This window comes from Algoriphagus boritolerans DSM 17298 = JCM 18970 (assembly GCF_900108085.1).
Classification (GTDB): domain Bacteria; phylum Bacteroidota; class Bacteroidia; order Cytophagales; family Cyclobacteriaceae; genus Algoriphagus; species Algoriphagus boritolerans.
The window spans coordinates 1-22,223 of the sequence record NZ_FNVR01000026.1 but is presented as its reverse complement, the minus strand read 5'-3'; the positions used below and the strand labels follow the sequence as shown (position 1 = coordinate 22,223).

The 22,223-nt window shown below is 42.2% G+C and carries 26 protein-coding genes; 12 read left to right on the top strand and 14 right to left on the bottom strand.

Annotated elements, in window-relative coordinates:
* Positions 1-12: 12 nt before the first annotated feature.
* The 3 genes from C4S61_RS17210 to C4S61_RS17200 are packed head-to-tail and all read right to left on the bottom strand — an operon-like array spanning position 13 to position 2,371.
* Positions 13-762 (bottom strand): hypothetical protein, encoded by a 750-nt coding sequence (locus tag C4S61_RS17210; protein ID WP_103926042.1) that lies wholly within the window; start codon positions 760-762, stop codon positions 13-15.
* Positions 763-801: 39 nt separating this feature from the next.
* On the bottom strand, positions 802-1,467 hold the full coding sequence (locus tag C4S61_RS17205; RefSeq protein WP_103926041.1) for a hypothetical protein: 666 nt from the start codon (positions 1,465-1,467) through the stop codon (positions 802-804).
* Positions 1,445-2,371 carry a DUF4099 domain-containing protein gene (locus C4S61_RS17200; RefSeq protein ID WP_103926040.1) on the bottom strand — a complete coding sequence of 309 codons (927 nt, stop codon included), beginning with the start codon at positions 2,369-2,371 and terminating at the stop codon, positions 1,445-1,447. Before C4S61_RS17200 ends, C4S61_RS17205 begins: the two co-directional genes overlap by 23 nt.
* Positions 2,372-2,503: 132 nt before the next feature.
* Between C4S61_RS17200 and C4S61_RS17195 the strand changes: the two genes are divergently transcribed.
* The 4 genes from C4S61_RS17195 (at position 2,504) to C4S61_RS17180 (ending at position 6,062) form a co-directional block, all read left to right on the top strand.
* Positions 2,504-3,250 carry a ParA family protein gene (locus C4S61_RS17195; protein WP_103926039.1) on the top strand — a complete coding sequence of 249 codons (747 nt, stop codon included), beginning with the start codon at positions 2,504-2,506 and terminating at the stop codon, positions 3,248-3,250.
* A 7-nt stretch (positions 3,251-3,257) separates the two neighbouring features.
* On the top strand, positions 3,258-3,527 hold the full coding sequence (locus tag C4S61_RS17190) for a hypothetical protein (protein WP_235010072.1): 270 nt from the start codon (positions 3,258-3,260) through the stop codon (positions 3,525-3,527).
* A gap of 88 nt (positions 3,528-3,615) precedes the next feature.
* The gene (locus C4S61_RS17185; RefSeq protein WP_103926038.1) at positions 3,616-5,487 is read left to right on the top strand and encodes a T9SS type A sorting domain-containing protein; all 1,872 of its coding nucleotides are present in this window, start codon (positions 3,616-3,618) and stop codon (positions 5,485-5,487) included.
* Positions 5,484-6,062 carry a hypothetical protein gene (locus C4S61_RS17180; protein WP_103926037.1) on the top strand — a complete coding sequence of 193 codons (579 nt, stop codon included), beginning with the start codon at positions 5,484-5,486 and terminating at the stop codon, positions 6,060-6,062. The genes C4S61_RS17185 and C4S61_RS17180 overlap by 4 nt, the downstream gene beginning before the upstream one ends.
* A gap of 169 nt (positions 6,063-6,231) precedes the next feature.
* Here the strand turns inward: C4S61_RS17180 and C4S61_RS17175 are convergent, their stop codons facing one another.
* The 9 genes from C4S61_RS17175 to C4S61_RS17135 all read right to left on the bottom strand — a co-directional run bounded on the left by C4S61_RS17175 (position 6,232) and on the right by C4S61_RS17135 (position 13,528).
* Positions 6,232-6,453, bottom strand: a complete 222-nt coding sequence (locus C4S61_RS17175) for a hypothetical protein (RefSeq protein WP_103926036.1) — start codon at positions 6,451-6,453, stop codon at positions 6,232-6,234.
* A 452-nt stretch (positions 6,454-6,905) separates the two neighbouring features.
* The gene (locus C4S61_RS17170; protein ID WP_103926035.1) at positions 6,906-7,091 is read right to left on the bottom strand and encodes a hypothetical protein; all 186 of its coding nucleotides are present in this window, start codon (positions 7,089-7,091) and stop codon (positions 6,906-6,908) included.
* A 91-nt stretch (positions 7,092-7,182) separates the two neighbouring features.
* A complete protein-coding gene (locus C4S61_RS17165) occupies positions 7,183-7,995 on the bottom strand; it encodes a GIY-YIG nuclease family protein (RefSeq protein WP_103926034.1) in 813 nt (270 codons plus the stop codon).
* Positions 7,996-8,143: 148 nt separating this feature from the next.
* On the bottom strand, positions 8,144-9,064 hold the full coding sequence (locus tag C4S61_RS17160; protein WP_103926033.1) for a restriction endonuclease: 921 nt from the start codon (positions 9,062-9,064) through the stop codon (positions 8,144-8,146).
* Between the two features lie 22 nt (positions 9,065-9,086).
* Positions 9,087-10,514: an ADP-ribosylglycohydrolase family protein gene (locus tag C4S61_RS17155; RefSeq protein ID WP_103926032.1), complete on the bottom strand. Its 1,428-nt coding sequence runs from the start codon at positions 10,512-10,514 to the stop codon at positions 9,087-9,089.
* A gap of 74 nt (positions 10,515-10,588) precedes the next feature.
* Positions 10,589-11,179, bottom strand: a complete 591-nt coding sequence (locus C4S61_RS17150; RefSeq protein WP_103926031.1) for a toprim domain-containing protein — start codon at positions 11,177-11,179, stop codon at positions 10,589-10,591.
* 205 nt (positions 11,180-11,384) lie between these two features.
* A complete protein-coding gene (locus tag C4S61_RS17145; protein WP_103926030.1) occupies positions 11,385-11,636 on the bottom strand; it encodes a hypothetical protein in 252 nt (83 codons plus the stop codon).
* A gap of 165 nt (positions 11,637-11,801) precedes the next feature.
* Entirely contained in the window at positions 11,802-12,254 is a 453-nt protein-coding gene (locus tag C4S61_RS17140; protein WP_103926029.1) for a hypothetical protein, read from the bottom strand.
* A gap of 176 nt (positions 12,255-12,430) precedes the next feature.
* Positions 12,431-13,528, bottom strand: coding sequence for a Gfo/Idh/MocA family protein (locus C4S61_RS17135; protein ID WP_103926028.1), 1,098 nt, complete (start codon positions 13,526-13,528; stop codon positions 12,431-12,433).
* 138 nt (positions 13,529-13,666) lie between these two features.
* On the opposite strand from C4S61_RS17135, the gene C4S61_RS17130 reads away from it, so the two are divergent.
* Positions 13,667-14,119: a GlcG/HbpS family heme-binding protein gene (locus C4S61_RS17130; protein ID WP_103926072.1), complete on the top strand. Its 453-nt coding sequence runs from the start codon at positions 13,667-13,669 to the stop codon at positions 14,117-14,119.
* Positions 14,120-14,355: 236 nt separating this feature from the next.
* Complete coding sequence (locus tag C4S61_RS17125) at positions 14,356-14,919, top strand: transposase (protein WP_103926027.1); 564 nt, start codon at positions 14,356-14,358, stop codon at positions 14,917-14,919.
* Positions 14,920-15,026: 107 nt separating this feature from the next.
* Here the strand turns inward: C4S61_RS17125 and fabG are convergent, their stop codons facing one another.
* Positions 15,027-15,773, bottom strand: coding sequence for a 3-oxoacyl-[acyl-carrier-protein] reductase (gene fabG / locus C4S61_RS17120; RefSeq protein WP_103926026.1), 747 nt, complete (start codon positions 15,771-15,773; stop codon positions 15,027-15,029).
* A 293-nt stretch (positions 15,774-16,066) separates the two neighbouring features.
* Here fabG and lpdA point away from each other — a divergent pair, with 293 nt between their 5' ends.
* The 6 genes from lpdA to C4S61_RS17090 all read left to right on the top strand — a co-directional run bounded on the left by lpdA (position 16,067) and on the right by C4S61_RS17090 (position 21,422).
* On the top strand, positions 16,067-17,464 hold the full coding sequence (lpdA, locus tag C4S61_RS17115) for a dihydrolipoyl dehydrogenase (protein ID WP_103926025.1): 1,398 nt from the start codon (positions 16,067-16,069) through the stop codon (positions 17,462-17,464).
* A gap of 81 nt (positions 17,465-17,545) precedes the next feature.
* Positions 17,546-18,079, top strand: a complete 534-nt coding sequence (locus tag C4S61_RS17110; RefSeq protein WP_103926024.1) for an RNA polymerase sigma factor — start codon at positions 17,546-17,548, stop codon at positions 18,077-18,079.
* Positions 18,079-18,903 carry an anti-sigma factor gene (locus C4S61_RS17105; protein WP_103926023.1) on the top strand — a complete coding sequence of 275 codons (825 nt, stop codon included), beginning with the start codon at positions 18,079-18,081 and terminating at the stop codon, positions 18,901-18,903. The genes C4S61_RS17110 and C4S61_RS17105 overlap by 1 nt, the downstream gene beginning before the upstream one ends.
* Before the next feature lie 99 nt (positions 18,904-19,002).
* Entirely contained in the window at positions 19,003-19,461 is a 459-nt protein-coding gene (locus tag C4S61_RS17100) for a DUF2721 domain-containing protein (RefSeq protein ID WP_103926022.1), read from the top strand.
* Positions 19,448-20,413, top strand: a complete 966-nt coding sequence (locus C4S61_RS17095) for a glycerophosphodiester phosphodiesterase family protein (protein WP_103926021.1) — start codon at positions 19,448-19,450, stop codon at positions 20,411-20,413. Before C4S61_RS17100 ends, C4S61_RS17095 begins: the two co-directional genes overlap by 14 nt.
* Complete coding sequence (locus tag C4S61_RS17090; RefSeq protein WP_103926020.1) at positions 20,403-21,422, top strand: threonine aldolase family protein; 1,020 nt, start codon at positions 20,403-20,405, stop codon at positions 21,420-21,422. The genes C4S61_RS17095 and C4S61_RS17090 overlap by 11 nt, the downstream gene beginning before the upstream one ends.
* 87 nt (positions 21,423-21,509) lie before the next feature.
* Here the strand turns inward: C4S61_RS17090 and tnpC are convergent.
* Positions 21,510-22,223, bottom strand: a 714-nt coding sequence (tnpC, locus tag C4S61_RS17085; protein ID WP_146064428.1) for an IS66 family transposase, incomplete at its 5' end; no start/stop codon positions are given.

Sequence of the window (22,223 nt, the reverse complement as noted above, 5' to 3'; positions counted from 1 at the left end):
GCAGACCTAAATTCACCTACCCATTTCTTGCGTCTGATTAGGTAAAACGTCCAATTTGTTAAAATCCATGTCATAAAACTGGATTTTCTTCGATTCCGGATCTGCTTCGATAAATACGGATTGACTATTTTCCAAAGTGGCTTTTTGGCTATTACCCCGTCCTAAGCTGGAAAGTAGCACTTCCTTTTCCTGAAAATTTTCAAGCTCCTTGATCGGGAATCTGCTCAGTTCAGTTTCCAGGTGGAATCCATGATCAGGATAGAACTTTTTGTAGGAGAAATTCCCCTGCTCATTCCGCTTTTCAAAATCCAGTTTGATCCAGATGGAATCAATCATTTCTCCTGAGCCTTCCTTCATCTGACCGACTTCGCTCGAAGCCAATATCCTATTATCCATTTGCCTGTTTAGAATGGCTTTTTTATGGATGGATGCTCCTCTGAGTAAATTATAGGCTTCCTTTGCCGTCACGTCATTCCCCTTTCCATACGAAAATGTATTCTGGATCTGATCGTTAAGAGTGACTTTTACGCTATCCAAAAAATAATGATAGGGCTTCGAAGATCTCGAGAAATTCAACTCATAATTAACCTTGTCTTTTCCCAGGCTGCCATCCTTTTGCCTGGCATTAAATTCGGCTGAAACTCCGATTTTAAAGGACTCCTGTCGCTCAGAAACTTTAGCTTCCAGGGCAGCATTTAATGAAGTACCAAAGCCAAGGAATTTCAGGTTCTTTTTGAGGAATTCAAGATTATTATTCTCCATAATTTTGAGTGACAAGCATTTAAATATAGCAAAACCATATTAATTAAGATCTTTCCAATGCAGTTGGTTTAACTGATAAAAGGACTCAACTCCCTTTTGCTTAGGTTTAAATGTTCGGACGGTTTGAATGATTGCTTGTGAAATGCAGTAGGTTCGAAGAGAAAAGGTGAAAATCGATTCCTTCGAGATTTTATTCCTCTTTTGGTTTTTAAACTGAACACAATCATCGGACAAATAATACCCGCATTTCCGATCATAAACCAGATCCTGAACCTTACAATCCATCACCCTTCCCAAAATCGAGGTGCTAAACACCGTATTGAATTTTGCATTTTTTGAGACCTTCTTGAAAGCTTGGGTCAGCAAGCTCAAGTCAAACTTAGCCCCGATGATCAAGAAACCAGCTTCATCAAATGAAATTCTGGCTTTGAATTGATTGGAGAAGCAGATGAGGGAAGCATAGGAGTCGGAGACAAAAATTGCCCGTGAATTTTCTGAAAGATTAAGAGCAGAAATCCCTATGGAAGCCTGTTTATTCCGGTAAAGGCTCAGGATTTCACAATCCACATTCCTGCCTTGCTCATTAAAGAAATCAAAAACGATCTGGCCCGTTTGATCCTGATTGGCAAACTTGGAAAACAGACCTTGGATAGCCTTATCCACCCCTTTGTAGCTCAAAATATCAAAGGTCTCTGTCAAAGCCATTGTCTTGTTCGAAGCGTTTTTTTGGGTTCTTTCCTTCTTCCGTATCGATGCTGTTTAGGCGTCTGATGGCATTGATATCAAATTCTTCTCTAAGGGCTTTCGGGAGTGAGGAATCAGCTGAAATTTTGGAATATTCCTCCTTGATGTTGTTCAAGTCACGGATTGCATCTCTGTCCTTTGGATTTCGGGAAATCCGTCGCTCTACTTGCTTTTGAACTTCCTTGATGGCTTGAAGGTATCCTTCGCTGTAGGCTTTATCCTCCTTACTTTGCTTTCCGAGCAATTTCTGAACACCGGTAATCAGTAGGTAGGACAAGCCTCCATCCAGCAAAACTGAAAGGACTAAACCGGATTTATTTGATCTGAGGCCCTTTGGAGCAGAAGGCGAAAGTTGAAATGCTGTCCCATCTGCCAACAGCACAGTTTCCCCTTCCTTGTATTTCTTCTTTTGCTGTGGATCGAGTTCTTGCCCATTGACCATTTGGGGAGCTTTGATGTCTCGGGGATTGTAGGAGAGAAATTGTTTGGTTCGCTGATCGTACTCGATGATTTCGGTCTGAATATTCCCTTCTTTGTCCACATAGCTTTTTTTGATGTTGGCCAATTCTTTCCGGACCAGCTGATTCCGCTCAGAGTCATTCAAACTGGGATGTCGGTTCGGTTCCATGTAAACCGGATCAATCCGCAAGGCAGGATTCCCATCCTCTCCCCTTACTATGGAAAGTCTAGCCGGTAATTTATCGATGTATATATCCTTCCCTTTCAAGTCAGTCAATTCCACGATATCGGTCATTCCTCCATTTTTCAGGGCATTTACCTCCTTTTCCGGTATGGTAAACTTCCCGTTTTTGAAGACTCCGAAAATTTCCAGATCCTTCATCGGTAATCCATTTTGGCTTTTCATATGATTATAATTTGATTTTTAAATGCCATATGGAATCTTCGCATGCATAATTTATGATGCCTCTTTGAGTCGCATTGGGTATACTTTTTTATGGAAACATGCTTTTCTATCTTTGGTTAAACGACTAGAGAAATGAAAACAATCTCCATCATGAATCACAAGGGAGGAACGGGTAAAACCACCTCATCCATAAATATCGGTGCTGGACTTGCCAAAAAAGGCCTCAAAGTTTTGTTATTGGATATCGATTCCCAAGCAAATCTGACTGAGGGATTGGGAAAAGGTGACCCGGAATTATCTGTTTATGATTCCATCCGAGAGAATAAAAAGTTACCAATCCTACATGTCTCCGAAAACCTAGACTTGGTTCCCTCCTCCATCGATCTGTTGGGTGCTGAAATGGAGATCGTATCCAAAATTGGCCGGGAGCAAATCCTAAACAAATTGCTAAAACCTGTCCGGCCAGACTATGATTACATCATCATCGACTGCCCTCCATCAGTAGGACTATTGACAGTAAATGCGATGGTAGCGAGCGATGTAATATTGATACCGCTCCTAGGAGAATACTTCGCTTACAAAGGTGTAGATCGACTGCTGGGAATAGTACAGGAAGTTCGGGAAAGCCTTAACGAAAAGCTTGAGATCGGTGGAGTTTTCATCACCCAAATCAATCCTAACCGAATCCTAACCAAAACTATTGTGGAGAAACTCACCGAGGATCTCCAGGATAAAGTGTTCGAAACCAAAATCCGGATTAATGTTGCTTTGGCTGAAGCCCAACTCCAAGGACAAACCATTTTCGACTATGCGCCTGAGTCCTATGGGGCGAAGGATTATGAAATGCTGGTCGATGAAATTCTAAACCGATTAAACTGAACAACACATGGCTAAGAAGCTAAACGACCCAAGCAAGGGCAATAAAAACCTCGGCACCAAACAACGAGGTATCGGAGTGCTGATCAATTCAGAACCTGAAGTCCAGCAAAAAGAAAAAGGATCAAGCAAAGAATTTGATACTGAGGATGTGAAAATTTACTCCCTTCGGATTCCTACAGCCATGTTCGATAAACTTAAATATGAAATCGGCAGAGAGACCAAGGCTTCAATGCGGGATATGATTTTGAAGGCGGTGGCGGAGTATTATGGGATTTAGATTGAAATTCTTCTTACCTATTCGACTATTTTTTAAAAATTTTTAATAAATTAAAATTACATAATTGTTTAACTAAACTTTATATGTGATGGATGCACGATATCTAATTCTTTTTTTCCTTTCGTTTTTTCTGTTTTGCACTCCAGTTTTAGCACAAGAAACTGGCGAATGCGAGGAAATTGTCAATGAAGATCCCAATATCCTTAAACCCTGGATCGGTAATAACAACTACCTCCTAGGGGTTCTTGAACAACATGGGATTTTTCTCCCGGAGGATTATTTTAAAAGCTTGGATAATAATGGGAAATACAAGGGAAAGAATTTGGAACTTAGGGACGTAAGAAATCCCAGAAGCCAAGGTAAGGGCAAATCAGGAGCTTCCGGCAGGATCAGTGAGTTCCCTCCCGGAGGCACAATCTATTACCTGCCCGTGAAGATTTATAATCATGCAAATTCCTCCGGGCAGGGGGCATTCTCTAACCAAGACATCTACACATATTTTGGAAATGCCTTTAAAATTTTTAGGACGAATATAGGAACAGTGGAATTTTATATCCAATCTATTACACTCATCCCAAACTCACCCTATTATAACTTATCAGGCGATAATGCCAGAAATAGCATGTATAACGATTACTTTGATGGCAATACATTAAACATCCATTTGGTAAATGAGGCACCAGCAGCAGGAAGTGCCAAAAGACCTGGGAGACGGCTATATATTTCCAAGTTTTGGGCTTCAAAAGAATCCACTTTAGCTCATGAATTGGGACATAATTTCGGACTCAAACACACACACTATATTGGGACAGACGTTGAAGGAGAAGAAAAAATTAACGGGGAAGCAGACAACTGCGCGCAGGAACCGGTAAGCAGAACCATGTTGAAAGGAATTGAATGTGGCAATTTTAACAATTCCAAAAAATGCGAAGTGAACGCAGACGGATTCTGTGACACACCTGGCGATCCAGTTTTAACAGGAGCAAGCACAAGTGGTTGTTCAGTGACAGGGACACCATTGTACCCCACAGATAATTGGGGAGCTGCTTGGCAACCGGACGGTACAAACTTGATGTCTTATTTCCGAGACCGTGAGTGTAGAGATAAGTTATCTTATAGCCAGACAGCAGCAATATTCTGGGAGCTGCAAACCTCGAAATTCGATTTTAAACTTAGCTCCACCCGCAATAACATATCAGGTCCAACGCTCTTATGTCCTAATACGACATATACATATACTGCTCCTAATTTGGCTAGTTCCTACTACCTATGGCAGGTTCCGGATGGATGGTTGTTGGCAGGGCAGGGAAATCAGACTGTTAATATCACGGTTCCCAGCTGGGCACCAGGAAGCCATGAAATTTATGTCAATGGGTTTCCAGGGGCTGCAGTTAGTCCTATGAATGTAACATTCAACGACAATCAATTATCGATCAATGGTGCCGACATCATAGCGGGAGACGAGTATTGCAGAGCCTATTTTGTGGATTATATTTCAGGTTCTACTTACAATTGGACGGTATCTGCACCCGCCGGTTCCGGGGTAGTTATCTGTAGCGGACAAGGGACCAATACCATAACAGTTAAGGCAAGTGGAAATTCACCTTCCTTTTATCTTAACGTCTCCACACCAAGTCCTTGTGGAAGCACAGCATATGGGAGCAAGTATATCACAGTAAGTTCAGATGGAGGAGGGCCCATTGCTAGGACAGCATCTGACAATCTTCTTATTTATCCCAATCCTACCAGCGATTACCTGAAAATAAGCCTACCTGGGGTAGCTGACTTCGAAATCGAAAATGTATACATCATCGATGGGCATACTGGTGAAATCATAGAAAGGCAGGACTGTTATAAATCAAACGAAGTGTTAGACGTTCGGGGCCTACGGGCGGGGATTTACCTTGTCAAATACACAAAAGACGGTCAAATCCAACATTTCAAATTTCTTAAACGATGAAAACTATAAAATATCATATTCTGCTTGCGGCAAACCTCCTATTTCTTTCTTTATCATGTGTGGGAGATAATTCCACTGACCAACCTACCGAATGGTACCATATATTCCGCTTGGTGGATAAAGAAGGACGGGATTTCTTCAGTACCAACTCCGATTATGACCTTGAAAAAATACGGGCTTGTACTGAAATAAATAATATCTTTCGTTGTCTTGATAAAGATCCATTAAATGAATCTAACGATTTCTACATCAATCAAATCGGAGAAAAGACCTATCTATCACTATATAGCCCAATATCGAACTTTAAATCGACTGTCTACCTGGACTTTGGAAATGGGGATACGGATACCCTCACATTTTCGAGCAGGCCAGAAGAAATTCCGAACCCCTTCTGGACAAACATTAGAGAGTTCAATTTTTTGTACAATGGCAGGAAAGTGCATACCTACGACCTAAGAGAGAGGCAAAATGTCCTTTGGACCCAACTTCTAACTAAGAATATGCCGAATGACACGACTCGTGTAAATGAATGGGTGGTCATTACGATCACCAAGGAGGAGCGGGATTCCAATTGAAGTGAGGTGAATTCCGGGAATATTTGGAGGATTTACATATAATAGGTAATGTGGTCAAAATAGTTAGTGACATTGAACTGATATTTCATGCTAAAGACCAACTTTTAAGGAATTAAATCTGCCAAGTGGAATAAAGTGGCTTCGTTTTTCGTGGCTCTTTTTTCATGCTTCATCCTTCTTGTTTTTTGGCTAAGAAAACCCTTTTCTTATTGCGTTTTTGAAACTGCTCTATGTATTCCAGTGAATCAGAATTCCAGAATTTCAACAAGACATCATAGACTTGTCTGGAGCAAGTAACCTTCGGACGTTGGCTTACTTTGATTTTTGGTCGATAAGCCAGTGTGATTTCTGCGACTTCATTAAAGTGGAATGATTTAGTTAAAGCTTCCATAATTTTTTGAGTTTTGGTGAAACATGAATTATGGAATGATCCCAGCCCTGTTCCGAGCAAGGCCAAGCCAAAAAGGAATAAACCAGCGCTGGATTGCGGGTGAGCTTTATGCCGGAAGCTCTTGGCCGCCCCGAGGATAAAGGGCTAACTTATTCTGGAATTCAGGATTACCTAATCACCTATTTTTTAAAAAATTGAAAAATGCAATTGGCTGATAGCCATTTACCAGACAAAGCAATACCCCGTAAAAAAACGGAGCCATCGATTGGGAAATGATGGTCAATGAAATTTTAGGCAAATTATATTTAGCAAAAAATGGCAAAGAGGCTTAACAACCCGAGCAAGGGCAAAAAAACCTCGGCACCAAAAAGCGAGGCTTGGGGATGCTAATAAACTCCACCCTAAGTACCGCAAAAAGAAAAAGTATCAATTAAGCCTAATCTCTTTTTTCCTTAAATATTCTTTATTGCCTTTCCTCTTTCTGCTCTGTCGGATTTTATTTTTTCCCAACGCTCCTTCCCATAGATTTTGTGGAAATACTCATCATCTTCTAACGGTATATGCTGATCCTTATCAGGATCGAGATAAAGATTTCTTAAATCCCTATCTAGCTCTTCGTCTGCAATATTAATTTTCATTTTATAATTCTATTTTTGTTAACTCGATTTCCCTGGCGATGGCTCCGCTAGAATTCCAAAAGGTATCTTTGTTGGTCATAATAAATGAAATCTAGTTTTTATTATATCCATATTTCCCTCTAGTCAACAACACCCTTTTCCACCAACTTTCCCTCTGAAGGATCGTCTGTTTGTCAACAGTTGATTTATAAATATCTAAGATCGAGTATCGGAAATTCTCTTTTATATGCTCGAAATTCAGATTTTTAAAGTCCTCATTCCCCCCATTCCCATTTTTCACATAGTCCCGCCATCTCTGCAAAATCATCTCGTCGCCTGCCGCAGATCCCACATACCGCTTTCCATTTGAAATATCTGTGATCAGATAAACTCCTTTCTGATTCTGCAGAGCTGTTTTCCAATTATCTTTTTCAATCACACGGGATAACTCCTTCCATGAAAGGTTTACATTTTCGTAACCTGGAAAAATATCATTATCGAAGATATCAGGTAAGATTTGGGCAACTTCGCATTCCTCAATCACCGAAGAAGCCCAACGAATCATAGTTTGGGATTTATTCTTAAATCTCACTATCAACCGTCCAAAGTATTTTTCATATTCTCGGATCACTTCGTATTCATATCCAACGCCATCCATTTTATCCAAATCCTTGGTAACCCTTCCAACATGGAACAAAAGCCATAGGTTGTCATTCCTGCTGATCCTAACAAACCCAATCGTGATTTGACCCTCTTTGTATGATTTTTTACTTTTATAATTCCAATACTGACCTTCCAGCAAAACTTCATCATTTCCATTTTTAAAATCCTCAATAGGATCCCAATTGTCCCGAAACATCAAGTTAAACCGAACTTTCACATTCGGAAGATCTTCTATCTTCAGAATATCATTTAGTTTGATCATTCTCAGTTAGTAGTAGTTCTTTAAAATTCATGTCAAATTCTTTTTCCAAAAACTCTCTTGTCGTTCACTGATTTTGAATGTGGCTTAGGAGTATCATGGTATTTAAGGGAACTCAGGGATATCTACTCTTGGATCTCTAATTTCAATTTCAATTGATCTTATTCAAGATCCAAGGAACGAGACCGGAACTGACTGCCAATTCAGCAACTTTATCCAGATTCCAAACTTCAAGCTTTTCCATGTTTGACTGAAGGTTTAATTTTGGTGAGTGGAAAACATAGTAAAACTTATCATAAGATTCCGAACTATCTATTTCTTCAAAACGATCTTCGTAGTCTTGAAATTGCTTCAAATTTGTAGCGCTTTTTACTTGGACTAAAATCCTTTCACCTGTAACAGGTGCAATCAATTCAATATCCTTATCTTTTTGAACACCGCCTATACTATTGGTTCGAAGATATCCAGCTTGTCTAAAAATCAAGTCAATGAAGACTTCAAAGTCTTTCGGCATAAGTTTTTGAATACATGCAGCAAGACTGAATTCCAACCTCCTTAAATCTTCTTTGACTTCAATTACTTCAGGAAGCTCCTCTCCATTAATTTTCCTTACCAGATACTCAAGGTCGTCCACATTACAAATAGTCCCTTGGAACCCTTGTGTTTTAAGTAAATTTCCACTTAGATTATCGGCCAGTAATGGTTTCCCATCAATCGATTTATTGGACCATTCTCCTATTACCATTTTCTCTTTTTCTCCATTGTCTATCCCAACTACTTCCTTTTTTGCGAAACACCAATAGAGATGTTGGTCATGAAAAGTTATCCAAAGCACGCTTTTATCAGATTCGTAGAAATGTCTGATTTGGTTTGCGTAGGAAGTTATTGTTTTAGGAACTTTACCACTATATGCCTTAGAAACAGAACCCGTCAAATCTGCTAATATGTCTTCATGTTTGACTTCTTTATAGCTTAATTTCAAAACACTTTTTTCAAAACATTCCTTTGCCCAACTTCCTTTTCTTCCTAGCTTAATAAACATTGCCTTTGACGGCTTGATTTTATCTTTCATTTCGTATGATTTAAATTAATAATTAATACCCCGGATACTTCTCTCCCCATTCCTCATCCGGCTCATAGGTATTCCCCTTAACCCCAATAGCAAGGTCCTCTCCCATTTGAAGCACGATATCCGAAAACTTAAGTCCTGATTTCCATTCCTCTGGAATTCCTTCTAAACCATGGATCAAGCCAAGTATATTTCCGGTAATGGAACCTGTAGAATCGCTATCTCCGCTGTGATTGACTGCTGCCAAAACTCCTTTTTTGAAATTTTCCAAGTAGTGCAGCGAACAGAGTAAACTGATAGCCAAGGCTTCCTCCGCTACCCAACCACCACCTAGCAACTCAATATGTTCTGCTTTCAATTCTTTTTCCTTGAGTCTATCATGAAGACCAATGGCGCGAAACAAAACCCTATCAAGTTCTTCAAAGCCTGGTTTTCCCATCAATAAGTCAATCACTTTATAGATACATTTCTCCAAAGGAATATGCTGACAAAGTCCAGAGATTATTGCCGCAAAAAATCCCCCACTCAGATATCCAGAGGGATGCCCATGAGTCAAGGCAGAAAACTTGCATCCCATATCAAAGGCTAAGGCCATATCGTCCGAAAAAATCAATCCCACAGGTGCCATTCTCATGACTGTCCCACAACCCTTGCTATCATTAATCGGCTCATCGATGGTCCCTGCTATTCCCGAAGCCAAGGAAGAAATACAGGTATTACCGGGCGCTCTTCGTTTATATAACTCCTTTCTTTTGATAAGCCAACCCTTTTCTATGTCATACACTCCTTGGGTAGGTTTGGCCTGAAAAGGAAAGTCTTGGGTAAAAAGCCATCTCAAATAAGAATGATAAACAATGGTATTCTCTGCCCCTCCAATACCCCGCTGCATGGATCTATTCCATGCGCGCAAAAGTCCTTCTCCAGTGAAAAGGGTCATTTGTGTATCATCGGTAAATTCTCCGAAACCATCTTCAAATTCAACAAAAGAGTCAATTCCGTTGACTCCATACTTATTTTGAATTTGTGGGAACGATAAAAATTCTATTGGTGCACCAAGTGCATCTCCGATGGCCCCTCCCATTAGGCAACCCTGACAAACATTCTTTTTATCGAATTTCTTCAGCCCATAATCATGCATGACTGACCAGACTTGATAATAGGCTTGCAGCTTATCTTCCTGACTCGGCGTTTTGGCTATTTTCCCTTTGAAATTTGGGTAATCTAATTCTGCCATCTGCCGAAGAAGAATCTCTCCCATCTCCTTTTTAGATGCAAAAACTCTCCAATGATAATCCCCTCCCGGAGTATGATGGATTCGATCTTCGGGAAAAATTTCCTCCAAATCCCTTTTCACCCTTGCCCTCACCAAAACTTGCTCGGAATCATCTCTATGCTGTACGATCGAGAAAAATCCATTTTTGCTAGCTATCCACATAATTAAATCAGTATGCATAAATCTAAAAAATTAAGCGATATAGAAAAAGGCAACTCAATACTTTAGACACTAAATGTCACAGATATTTTAACTTAAGATGATCTGTTTATCAGATCATTTAAATCCTCATAACCTGTATAATAGCCTCTCTGATCAGTAACCTCCGTTTCTACCCTCCAAATCTCTACCTCTTTTGAGGGCTCGATTTTTAAGTTGGTTATCTGCTTGCAAAGTTTGTCCCTACTCCCTCTCAACATTGTCAAATCCCAATCGATAGATAATCCCTCTTGGAGACAGTATTGGTACAGTCGAGCAATTTTCATAAAGCTATTGGTATATCTCTCGCCCGTAGTGTCATTATCCAAGTAGAGCTCTACTTTCTGCCTTTCCTTTAAACTATCTAGCATCAAACGCATACTTAGATTAGCTATACTGTTCAAAATGATGGCTTTGAAATCTGTCGCTCCGGAAAGCTTCAGATAGCTAAGAAAGTCAAACCACCCTTCAAAAACCTTAATGCTTTTAACAGTCCCAAGGACCTGAATCGAAATACCACCTCCAAGAATATTACCCTTAAAAATAGAGGATCGGAGTACCCATCCACCCGATTCATTTGGAAAACCCACTGCGAAATATCGCCTTCCCTTGTTCCGCCAATGCACCTCTTTGGCAAAGGCAAGCACTCAAAAAATGGTCATTTGGAAAGATTGATACAGGGGGCTGCTTTAAGATTGATTAGAACTGGCAGAAGCTTCAATGTGCCTAAGTGTTTTTGCAGTAATCCCCACTCAATCTGGTTCCTTGGCTTCTTCCCAATTTGTTAATGAAAATTTCCTCACGAAAGTAGAGAATTCCTAGATCGGCAGGGTTCACTTCTTTCCAGCTTTACTACCCCACCCTCGATTCCGAGTACAAATCGTATGCTGCCACCAGCAACTGTCTCCCGGGGGAATATCCATACTTCTCATGCTCCCCGATTTCACTTCGATTTATAGCAAATCCGGGTAGATACTTTTCGTCCAACTCATCCCAAAAAATCAACAAATAGCAGTAAGAAATCGGGCTGGCTCTTCCTGCCTCCATCCAGGAGTTAAAGAGCGCTTCGTCAAGAGATTTCGGATATTTCAGTCCTTCAAACATGCAAAAAGAAAGGTATGATCTTTGGCAAAAGTAGGGAAACCTTATAAATGTCAAGTCGGGAAACAGCTCGAACTGAAATTTGAAAAAATCTTAAAATGCATACTCCAATCCTTCACCTCGAAAGTTGGGAGTCCGGATAGGATTTCTTTTTGGACTTCAATTCATTCAATACACGTCAATAATCCGATATCGAAGTCCATTGAACTGAATAGTCTCCCCCTTTTTCTTTCCTTTCATCTCGGTATAGATCGGAGCATGGGTGGACAAACCAAAGACTGAAACTTCATTTACATCCACTGATTCGATGGAAGTGCTGATGAAAAATATCCGTTGATCAGTCACCACCACAGCACCTTCTTCTATTTTATCACAACTCAAGCTCGAATCTATATTTTCCAAAGTCATCAGTTCATTTTTCAAAAAGAGAAGCTCATGCTCCATCCTTATCAAGAGATCATTCTGCTCTGAAGTACCTCGACCTCCTTGGCTTTCAGATTCGTCTTTGGTAGTGATCTCTGCTTTGAGCCGAGCTACTTCTTTTTCAAAATCGGAAATAGTCAGTTGCTGCTTGATGATACAGGCGTGTAGAATACTGCCTTTCGAAGGTCTGGAATGCATGATTGAGTCAGATTAATTACCACAATGATACCTAACGCCAAACCTGATTCATATGACGAAAATCAGCAAAGAAAATGATTTAGGGATGAGTCCCAGTTGACCGGCAACAAGCCAAAATATTGGTAACCTTTCTTTGCCCGATGAATTATGCCAATCCTCCACTTCCACATAATCCCTTAAATCATGACCCTGTTCCCTTTCTCCGCGCTTTCCAAAATTGCTTCAACAATTCGGATATCTCTCAGACCTTCTTCCCCCGGCACCAGATAGGGATTCCCGGACATTATCGCAAGTGAATCCTGATCCATTTGATTGGCTTGCTGCCAGGGCACATCATAAGGAAAGTTGATTTCTCCAAGGGGACTTTTGCCTTTATTACCCGCATAGCCTTGGAAAGGTGACATTTCGATCATCCCCTTTTCACATTGGATCGTCAGAAAGTTGATATTCTCCGCAAAAGAGGTCTTGATCTTTCCGATTACCCCTCCCGGAAATTCCAGCTCAGCTTCTACGATTTCACCCAATCCGTCTTTGTAGATTTCAGGACGCTCTGTCCAGACTTTGGCAGAATTTAGGGCAACAGGTTCCATATTAGCACCTAACCTTGCACCCTGAATCGAATAGACGCCCATATCATAGATCACCCCTCCACCCATTTCACGCTTTTGCTTCCAGTGATCCGTTCTTCCTTCCCGATACCCTGCTGCGCAATCCACCCCCAGTACTTTACCCAATAAACCTTCTTTGACAATCTTTTGGAAAGCCTGGGTATTCGGTTCGTGCTGACAGCGATAGCCGATGGATAGGCCAACGCCATTTGACTTACAGGCATCGATCATGGCCTGGCATTCTTCCACAGTCACCGCCATGGGCTTTTCGCACCAAACCTGTTTTTTAGCCTTAGCTGCTCGCACCACATACTCCCGATGCATGGAGGGAGGCAATACCACATAGACTACATCGATATCCGGATTATCCGCAATCGTGTCAAAATTCTCGTAGTTGTAAATGTTCTTTTCCGGAATATTGTATTTAGTTTTCCAAGTCTCAGCCTTGGATGGTGTACCAGTGACAATACCGGCCAAATAACAGTGCTTGGTGATTTGGAGTGCCGGAGCCAGCAGGTCTGTGCTATAATAGCCCAGGCCAACCAAAGCCACGCCGAGTTTGTCTTTTCTTGAATTAGTAGTGCAGGCAAAAAGGCTGGAAGGAGTCAAAAGTCCGATTCCGGTGGCCAAGCCGAGGGTTTTGAGTGAATCGCGTCTGGATGTCATTTTTACTGGTTTAATTAGGTAAATGCTTAATGATATGAATGCGTAAAAAGCAGTTCAATTCTTAAAATTCAATATAGTTTAAACTCATTGAGTATCAAAAAAATGATAAATTACATCACACAATCCTTCCCAAATTTCATGAAAAAGCTCCTTATCGTTATCCTAATGGTTTTGCCAATCCTCTCCTTTGCTCAAACCAAACCTTATCTCACCGCAGCGGATGCTGAAAGAATTACAGCTGCGGCGGAGGCCAAAGCCACAGCCGAAGGCTGGAATGTCGTAATTGCCATTCTGGATGAGGGCGGAAATTTACTTTCCTTAAAACGAATGGACGGGGTGCAAATCGGTTCGATCGATGTCGCCCAAGCCAAAGCCAAATCCGCTGTTTTTTTCAAGAGACCTACAAAAGTCTTTGAAGAGGCCATGAAAGGTGAAGGTGGTGCCCGAATCGCTACACTTCCCAATGCCGTAGGTGTCGAGGGCGGACTTCCCATCTTCAAAGACGGGATCATCGTCGGCTCAATCGGTGTCTCTGGCGTGACCTCTGCCCAAGACGGAATCATTGCAGAAGCTGGAGTGAAGGGGTATTGAAGAAGAGTGAAAGATAAAGTCTGAAATCAGAAATGAGACATTAGGCTAAAGCCTCATAAAGAATAGGCTCTTTGATGGAATGGGCTAAAGCCACATTCCTATTCAACATCTTCGGTAAACAAAAAACGGCTGAATCGCTCCAGCCGCTAGATTGACCTTTGAGGTTTTCAAAAACCTCGAAGGTCTTTCCTTTTAGGCAACTTTTATATTCCCCCAAATTTGAATAATTTTTCTAAATGAAAGACAATGAACTCATTCCAAGTGACTTCTACCACATTTTTTCAAGAACCGTTGGTCATGAAGTTCTATTTCGAACTGAAGATAACTATTCCTATTTCCTTAAAAAATATCACCAGCATTGCTCAATTTCCTTCCAAACCTTTGCTTATTGTCTTCTGCTAAATCATTTTCATTTTTTGGTCAAAGTGAATGAAAACACAATTTCAAAAGCAGCACTTGCTTCTTTTTCTAATTTCCTTAATGCCTATTCAAAATCATATAATAAATTCTACGAGAGGCATGGGGGATTATTTCAAAGAAAATTTAAAAGGAAACACATTGATCAAGAGAGTTACTTAACACAAGTGACCATTTATATCCATCAAAATCCCCGTAATCATGGAATCTTAAATGACTTTACAGAATGGAAATACTCTTCTTATCAAGCGTTAGTTTCAACCAAGCCAACGAATCTTGAAAGAGAATATGTTCTAGATTGGTTTGGGGGCGTGGATCAATTTCAGGAAAACCATCACACTACGACTAAGTTTGAACTGCCTGAAGAGCTTTCATTGGAATAAAAAAGCCCTCTAAAATATTCAAGAGGGCTTGGATGAAACCCTTAGGATTTATTAACTCAACGGTCATTTATTTTTTGAAACCTTCGAGGCCTGAAAGACCTCAAAGGTTAGGTATACATCGCTCCATTCACATGCAGCACTTGTCCGGAGATGTAGCTGCTCATATCTGAGGCTAAAAAGACACAGGCATTGGCCACTTCTTCCGGCTGTCCGCCCCGCTTCATCGGGATGCCTTCTCTCCAGCCCTGAACCGTCTTTTGATCCAAAGCTCCCGTCATTTCAGTTTCGATAAATCCCGGCGCCACGGCATTGCAGCGGATATTTCTGGAGCCCAGCTCCAAAGCTACTGACTTCGTAAAACCGATAATTCCCGCCTTCGAAGCCGCATAATTGGCCTGACCTGCATTTCCTTTCACACCAACTACAGAAGTTATATTGATGATCGATCCGGCTTTGGCTTTCATCATCGTGCGGGAAGCTGCCTTCACGGTATTGAAGCAGGACTTCAGATTGACATTCATGATTTCGTCCCACGCTTCTTCGGTCATCCGCATCAGTAGATTGTCACGGGTGATTCCGGCATTATTGACCAAAATATCCAAAGCACCAAAATCTGCCACTACATCAGTAATCAATTGCTCAGCAGCTTTGAAGTCCGAAGCATCAGACCGATACCCTTTGGCTTTGATTCCGAAGGCTGCAAGCTCAGCTTCAAGCGTCTGCCCTTTTTCCACACTGGACAAAAAAGTGAATGCGACATTAGCCCCTTCCTGCGCAAAACGGATGGCGATCGATCTGCCGATTCCCTTTGAAGCTCCTGTGACCAAAGCGGTTTTTCCTGAAAGTAATCCCATGAAGTTTAAAATTTTGTCTGGTCAAAATTAGAAAAAAAGCCCGGAATTCTACTTTCTGAAAAAATGACGATTCCCTTTTTTATTGAAAACCAAATCATTAAATCTTTAAAAATAAATTTCGCAAAAGATAAATGGGGAATTTGAAGATTTGCTAAAATTTTTAACTAAAACTCGTAAAATATTCAGTTTAAGCAGCTTTTGAATGTCACCACCTGTCTGAATTCCAATTTTTTTCTGAAGCCAAAAGGCCTATTTTTGCAGAGTTTCAATTTGTAATCAAACAAGAATAAGATATGTCTTCGACAAAATTTGACTTGATCGTGCTGGGAAGTGGACCTGGAGGATATGTGGCTGCGATTCGTGCTTCCCAACTCGGACTGAAAACTGCCATCGTGGAAGCGGCAGAGCTAGGCGGCATCTGCCTCAACTGGGGTTGTATCCCGACCAAAGCTTTGCTGAAAAGCGCGCAGGTTTTTGAATACATCAATCACGCATCCGACTATGGAATCACTGTAAAAGGTGCTGATGTAGACTTTACCGGAATGGTCAAGCGAAGCCGTGGCGTAGCAGATGGCATGAGCAAGGGGGTTACTTTTTTGATGAAGAAAAATAAAATCGAAGTGATCACAGGTTGGGGTAAAATCCAGCCGGGCAAAAAAATTGAAGTTGCGGATAAAGACGGGAAGAAAACTGTTTATTCTGCCGACAACATCATCATCGCTACCGGTGCCCGTTCCAGAGAATTGCCTTCGATGAAGATCGACGACAAGAAAATCATCGGCTACCGAAAAGCGATGACTCTCGAAAAGCAGCCAAAAACCATGGTAATCGTTGGTTCGGGCGCTATCGGAGTCGAATTTGCCTATTTTTATAATTCCATCGGTACCAAAGTGACTATGGTAGAATACATGGATCGAATCGTCCCTGTAGAGGACGTGGAAGTATCCAAAGCTTTGGAAAAAATCTACAAAAAAGCAGGCATGACCATCATGACTTCCTCTGAAGTGACGGCTGTAGATACTAAAGGTACTGGCTGTAAAGTGACGGTAAAAACTGCCAAAGGCGAAGAAACCCTTGAATGTGATGTGGTTCTTTCTGCAGCAGGGGTAGTTTCCAATCTGGAAAACATCGGCTTGGAAGATGTGGGGATTTTGGTAGAAAAAGGTAAAATCATAGTTGACGAATACTACAAAACCAATATGCCTGGCTACTATGCCATCGGTGACGTGGTGCCGGGTCCAGCTTTGGCACACGTAGCCTCAGCAGAAGGAATTACTTGTGTGGAAAAAATCGCAGGTCATCATCCCCAACCTATCGACTACAACAATATCCCCGGCTGTACCTACTGCTCTCCGGAGATCGCATCCGTCGGCTATACTGAAGCAAAAGCTCTTGAAGCTGGGTATGAGGTGAAAGTAGGCAAGTTTCCTTTCTCGGCTTCTGGCAAAGCATCAGCAGCGGGAGCAAAAGACGGTTTTGTGAAATTGGTGTTTGACAAAAAATACGGAGAACTACTTGGAGCGCACATGATCGGAGCTAACGTGACGGAAATGATCGCTGAGATCGTAGCAATCCGCAAACTGGAGACCACAGGGCATGATTTGGTCAAAACCATCCACCCGCATCCGACCATGTCTGAGGCAATTATGGAGGCTGCAGCTGCGGCTTACGACGAGGTAATTCACCTTTAAATGAAAATAAATAAGCACTAGGCCAAAACATTCGGCCTAGTGTTCTATTTTTAAGGGTATTCCACTACAACCCATTGACTTTTGCAGGAAGAACAACTTATCGAAGGACTTAGAGCCAGAGACCGGAAAACCACGGAATACCTCTACGAGAAATACTCTAGGGCGCTATATGCCGTAATCGCCAGAATACTATCGGATCAGGACATTGCGGAGGAGGTTTTCCATGATGCCTTTATCAAAATCACCAAAAAAATTGACTCTTATGAAGAGTCAAAAGGGCGCCTATACACTTGGATGGCCAACATTTGTCGCAATTCTGCCATTGATAAACTACGCTCCAAAGAAATTTCCCAATCCGGTAAGACCAACGGAATTGATGACTTCGTATATGGTCTTGAAAGCCAGTCAGGAACTATGGAACAGGTGGAGGGGATAGGAGTCAGAGAGTTGATCACTCAACTAAACGAAGATCAACGATTCATCATCGATCACATATATTTCAAAGGATATACGCATTCGGAGGTCTCAGAAGAATATGATATTCCTCTCGGCACAGTCAAATCCCGTGTCAGGGCTGCACTTCAGGTATTAAAAAAGAACTTAGACAGAATCTAGTGGACATTCAATCATACATAGCATCCGGCAAACTGGAACTCTTCCTCTTGGGAGAGTTGACTGAGCGCGAGCGTGAGGAAGTTCTGGCCCTGGCAAAAACTTATCCCGAAATCCAAAAAGAATTGGATGAGCTCGAGGAAGCCATGTTTTCCTTCGACAATCTGACCGGACCTACACCCTCGCCGAAGGTAAAAGACAAAATATTTGCCAGCCTGGAGGCTGACTTCAGAAAAGACGAGCCTAAGAAGGCACCATCTGTGGCACCGGTAGAAACCAAAGTAGTGAAGTTGTCCCCTTGGAAAAACTTTGCGGTTGCGGCATCTCTTGTAGCCCTACTGGCCAGTGCGGCGGCGATTTATTTCGCAGGAAAATATTATGACACCGATCAAAAATTCACCGCATTGCTGCAAGATCAGCAAGTGATGGCAGACAACCTGAATCAGGTCAAGCTGCAATACGAAGAAACGGACAATCGACTGGATCGCTTGGTCGCAGGTGATTTCAAGCGAGTGGAGATGAAAGGCGAAGGTTTTGATATCCAAAAAGACGCCAAAGTGGATGTTTTTTGGGATCAAAGCGCACAGGAAGTATTTGTGGCAGTCAATAATCTGAATTCACTTTCTGCTGAATTCGATTACCAACTCTGGGCGATTGGGAAAGACGGTCCGGTAGGAATCGGGCTGGTTAATCCCGGAGAGAAATTTACACTCCAACAGATGGAAGCTGTAGCAGAAGCTGGTGTCTTTGCCATCACCATCGAACCAAAGGGTGGGTCTCAGTCTCCAACACTTGAAAAACTGGTGGTATTGGGAGAAGTTGCTTAATACCTTAATTACCGAGAACATTAAGCCTGCTTTGCAAAGAGCAGGCTTTTTTCATGTCTTTTGCTAAACTTACCTTTTCAAAAAGCACTAACTATACCCATGGAACTCCAACTCTCCACTCCTGCCCTGCTCTTTTCGGCCATCACCCTATTGATGCTTGCCTTCACCAACCGGTTTTTGGCCATAGCCACTTTGATTCGCAGCCTGCACAAAAACTACCTCAAAGAACCTGATTCAGAGCTAATCGTCGAGCAAATCCAAAATCTCCGGAGCCGGTTGACACTCATCAAAAACATGCAGCTCTTCGGAGTATTCAGCTTTTTATTATGCATCATTTGTATGTATTTACTCTTCCAAGGCTACACTCAGGCTGCCAATTGGGTATTTGTGGCAAGTATGCTTTCCTTGCTGATTTCCTTGGCAATTTCCCTGATCGAAATACAGATTTCAACTAAAGCACTCAATCTGGAACTCTCAGACATGGAGGAAATTTTTGAAAACCGAAAAGGCAGTTTAGATATCTTCTTTAAAAAAGATCCTGAAAATGAAAATGAGTAACTATTACCTCTGGATAACAGGACTGTTCATCGGACTGATTTCCTGCAGTTCTCCCAAGTCCAAACAACATGAAGTTGAACTGGATCAATCGGAGCAGAATTCACATCAAATCCAAGTTAATTCACTCAGTGATACAGAAGATTTTTATACTTGGACCAATGACCGCATTCCCATGGTCTCCGCGCATCGTGGCGGGCCATATCCCGGTTATCCTGAAAATGCGATCGAAACTTTCTCCAATGTGTTGAAATTCACTCCTGCAATCATCGAATTGGACGTAGCCATGACCAAAGACTCCGTTTTGGTGCTGATGCACGACGATGACTTGTCGCGGACTACCACCGGAACTGGCAAAGTAAATGAAGTAACCTATGAATACATCCAAAGTCTATTTTTGGAAGATAATGATGGAAATCTGACGGATTTCAAGGTTCCCACGCTGGAAGAGGCATTGATTTGGTCCAAAGGAAAAGCATTGCTAACAGTAGACATCAAGCGATCTGTCCCTTATGAAAAGGTAATTGAGGCAGTTAGGAAAACTAAGTCGGAAGCTCAAGCGGCGTTGATTTCCTATTCGTTTGAAGCTGCTAAAAAACTAAACCGTATGGCACCGGAACTAATGCTTTCCGTAACCATCCGAAATGAAGAAGAGATCGGCCGCCTGGAAGAGACTGGAATCCCATGGAATCGGGTGATTGCATTTACAGGAGTAGCAGAGCGATCTGTTGAATTTAACCGAGCTATCCACGACAAAGGCGTTTTCACTATCCTTGGTACACTCGGAAACCTGGATAAAAGTGCAGAAGCCAGAGGAGACGAGATGTATATCAGCTTTGTCCAAAAAGGAGCAGATATTCTCGCCACAGATCGGCCCATCGAAGCTGCCAAAGCAATCCAAACTTTAGCACCAAAGACAAGTTCAAAATCAAAGTATTTCACCCATGTTGATTGACTTAAGAAGTGACACGGTGACCCGGCCGACTCCGGGAATGAAAGAAGCGATGTTTGCCGCCCCTGTGGGGGATGATGTTTTTGGAGAAGATCCAACAGTCAATGCGCTGGAGGAAAAAATCGCCAAGCTCTTCGGCATGGAAGCGGCACTTTTCTGCCCTTCCGGTACCATGACCAATCAGATTGCCATCCGCCTCCACACCCGAATTCAGACCGAGGTGATCTGCCATCAGTATTCACATATCTACCTCTATGAAGGCGGCGGCATCATGGCCAATTCCCATGCATCGGTCAAGCTTTTGCCCGGAGATTTGGGGAAAATCACCGCTTCCCAAATCGCCGAATCGATTAATCCTGACGATGTGCATGCTCCGGAAACTACCTTGGTTTCTTTGGAAAACACCATGAACAAAGGTGGGGGAAGCATTTATACTTTGGAAGAAATCAAGCCCATCCATGCGTTTTGCAAAGAGAAAGACATCAAACTTCATCTGGACGGAGCCAGATTATTCAACGCTTTGGTAGAATCAGGCGAAAGCCCGGCTGAATGGGGTGCACATTTTGACACGATCTCGATCTGCCTGAGCAAAGGTTTGGGTTGTCCGATTGGGTCAGTTCTTCTTGGATCAAAAGCAGACATCAAGCGAGCTAGAAAAGTCCGAAAAGTATTCGGAGGAGGCATGCGACAGGCTGGTTTTCTAGCTGCTGCGGGAATTTACGCGTTGGACCATCAGGTGCTTCGATTAAAAGAAGATCATGCTAGAGCAAGAGCTTTGGGGGAAATGCTAGGCAAGCTTTCCGTTGTATCGGAAATTTTCCCTGTGGCAACCAATATTGTGATTGCGAAACTAGAAGGGACTACTCCCGAGGAATTCATGAAAAAACTTGCTGATCATCAAATCAAGTCAGTCAAATTCGGAAAGGACTTAGTTCGCTTTGTAACCCACTTAGATTTTGGGGATGAAGCTTTGGAGGAGTTTGGGAGAAGGTTAAGGATAATTTTCGGATAAGCCTTACAAAGTAATTAATAATTAATTGTCCGGCCAGTCCACTCGAATGTATCCATCCGACCAACCCATGTTGTAAGTAAAAAAATTTTATGTAGGGCGATATTCTTTCCAGTTAGAGGGTAACAGCTGGTAGAGGCTTTTGTGGTTTATACTTTGGATTCGTTCGAAGACATCTTTGAGCCATTCAAACTCATTGATATTGTTTTTTTTGCAGCTGGCCATGAAGGAATACATCGCTGCGGTCATCTCAGCCGCCTCATGGGAACCGGCGAAGAGGTAGTTTTTTCTTCCTATGGCAAGTGGACGAACCGCATTTTCGACCAGGTTGTTGTCGATTTCCATCTGTCCGTGGAGTACATAGGCACTCAGTCCGGCCCATCTTTTATGGGCGTAAGCAATGGCTTTGCCCATGGGGCTCACCGGCCGATAGCGGTATTGGTTGTCCCCCAGCCACTTGCCCAGACTCTCTAGAATCGGATCAGCATACTTTTTTCGTGCTGCCGTCCGTAGTTCCCAGTTCAGATTTTCTTCCCTCATCTTTGCTTCTAGCAGATAGAGCTTCTGGATTTCGTCCAGCACATAGTTGGCCTGCTTTTCATCGTCTTTGACTGCGTCCACGAACTTGCGCCTGGCGTGTGCCATACAAAAAGTGAGATGGATGTCGGGATGGTTTTCAAACAGGGCATCATAGACTACATACCCATCGGTCTGGATGATTCCCTTAAAGTCTGCCAGCATGGATTTGGGGCCGGATTGATCCCGGCCTCTTCGGTAGTCAAACAGCACGAGCCTGTCCACCGG

Bases quoted from the DNA above. Each gene is read 5' to 3' on its own strand.
- C4S61_RS17210 (WP_103926042.1), bottom strand. From the start codon at position 762: ATGGAGAATAATAATCTTGAATTCCTCAAAAAGAACCTGAAATTCCTT.
- C4S61_RS17205 (WP_103926041.1), bottom strand. From the start codon at position 1,467: ATGGCTTTGACAGAGACCTTTGATATTTTGAGCTACAAAGGGGTGGAT.
- C4S61_RS17200 (WP_103926040.1), bottom strand. From the start codon at position 2,371: ATGAAAAGCCAAAATGGATTACCGATGAAGGATCTGGAAATTTTCGGA.
- C4S61_RS17195 (WP_103926039.1), top strand. From the start codon at position 2,504: ATGAAAACAATCTCCATCATGAATCACAAGGGAGGAACGGGTAAAACC.
- C4S61_RS17190 (WP_235010072.1), top strand. From the start codon at position 3,258: ATGGCTAAGAAGCTAAACGACCCAAGCAAGGGCAATAAAAACCTCGGC.
- C4S61_RS17185 (WP_103926038.1), top strand. From the start codon at position 3,616: ATGGATGCACGATATCTAATTCTTTTTTTCCTTTCGTTTTTTCTGTTT.
- C4S61_RS17180 (WP_103926037.1), top strand. From the start codon at position 5,484: ATGAAAACTATAAAATATCATATTCTGCTTGCGGCAAACCTCCTATTT.
- C4S61_RS17175 (WP_103926036.1), bottom strand. From the start codon at position 6,453: ATGGAAGCTTTAACTAAATCATTCCACTTTAATGAAGTCGCAGAAATC.
- C4S61_RS17170 (WP_103926035.1), bottom strand. From the start codon at position 7,091: ATGAAAATTAATATTGCAGACGAAGAGCTAGATAGGGATTTAAGAAAT.
- C4S61_RS17165 (WP_103926034.1), bottom strand. From the start codon at position 7,995: ATGATCAAACTAAATGATATTCTGAAGATAGAAGATCTTCCGAATGTG.
- C4S61_RS17160 (WP_103926033.1), bottom strand. From the start codon at position 9,064: ATGAAAGATAAAATCAAGCCGTCAAAGGCAATGTTTATTAAGCTAGGA.
- C4S61_RS17155 (WP_103926032.1), bottom strand. From the start codon at position 10,514: ATGCATACTGATTTAATTATGTGGATAGCTAGCAAAAATGGATTTTTC.
- C4S61_RS17145 (WP_103926030.1), bottom strand. From the start codon at position 11,636: ATGTTTGAAGGACTGAAATATCCGAAATCTCTTGACGAAGCGCTCTTT.
- C4S61_RS17140 (WP_103926029.1), bottom strand. From the start codon at position 12,254: ATGCATTCCAGACCTTCGAAAGGCAGTATTCTACACGCCTGTATCATC.
- C4S61_RS17135 (WP_103926028.1), bottom strand. From the start codon at position 13,528: ATGACATCCAGACGCGATTCACTCAAAACCCTCGGCTTGGCCACCGGA.
- C4S61_RS17130 (WP_103926072.1), top strand. From the start codon at position 13,667: ATGAAAAAGCTCCTTATCGTTATCCTAATGGTTTTGCCAATCCTCTCC.
- C4S61_RS17125 (WP_103926027.1), top strand. From the start codon at position 14,356: ATGAAAGACAATGAACTCATTCCAAGTGACTTCTACCACATTTTTTCA.
- fabG (WP_103926026.1), bottom strand. From the start codon at position 15,773: ATGGGATTACTTTCAGGAAAAACCGCTTTGGTCACAGGAGCTTCAAAG.
- lpdA (WP_103926025.1), top strand. From the start codon at position 16,067: ATGTCTTCGACAAAATTTGACTTGATCGTGCTGGGAAGTGGACCTGGA.
- C4S61_RS17100 (WP_103926022.1), top strand. From the start codon at position 19,003: ATGGAACTCCAACTCTCCACTCCTGCCCTGCTCTTTTCGGCCATCACC.
- C4S61_RS17095 (WP_103926021.1), top strand. From the start codon at position 19,448: ATGAAAATGAGTAACTATTACCTCTGGATAACAGGACTGTTCATCGGA.
- C4S61_RS17090 (WP_103926020.1), top strand. From the start codon at position 20,403: ATGTTGATTGACTTAAGAAGTGACACGGTGACCCGGCCGACTCCGGGA.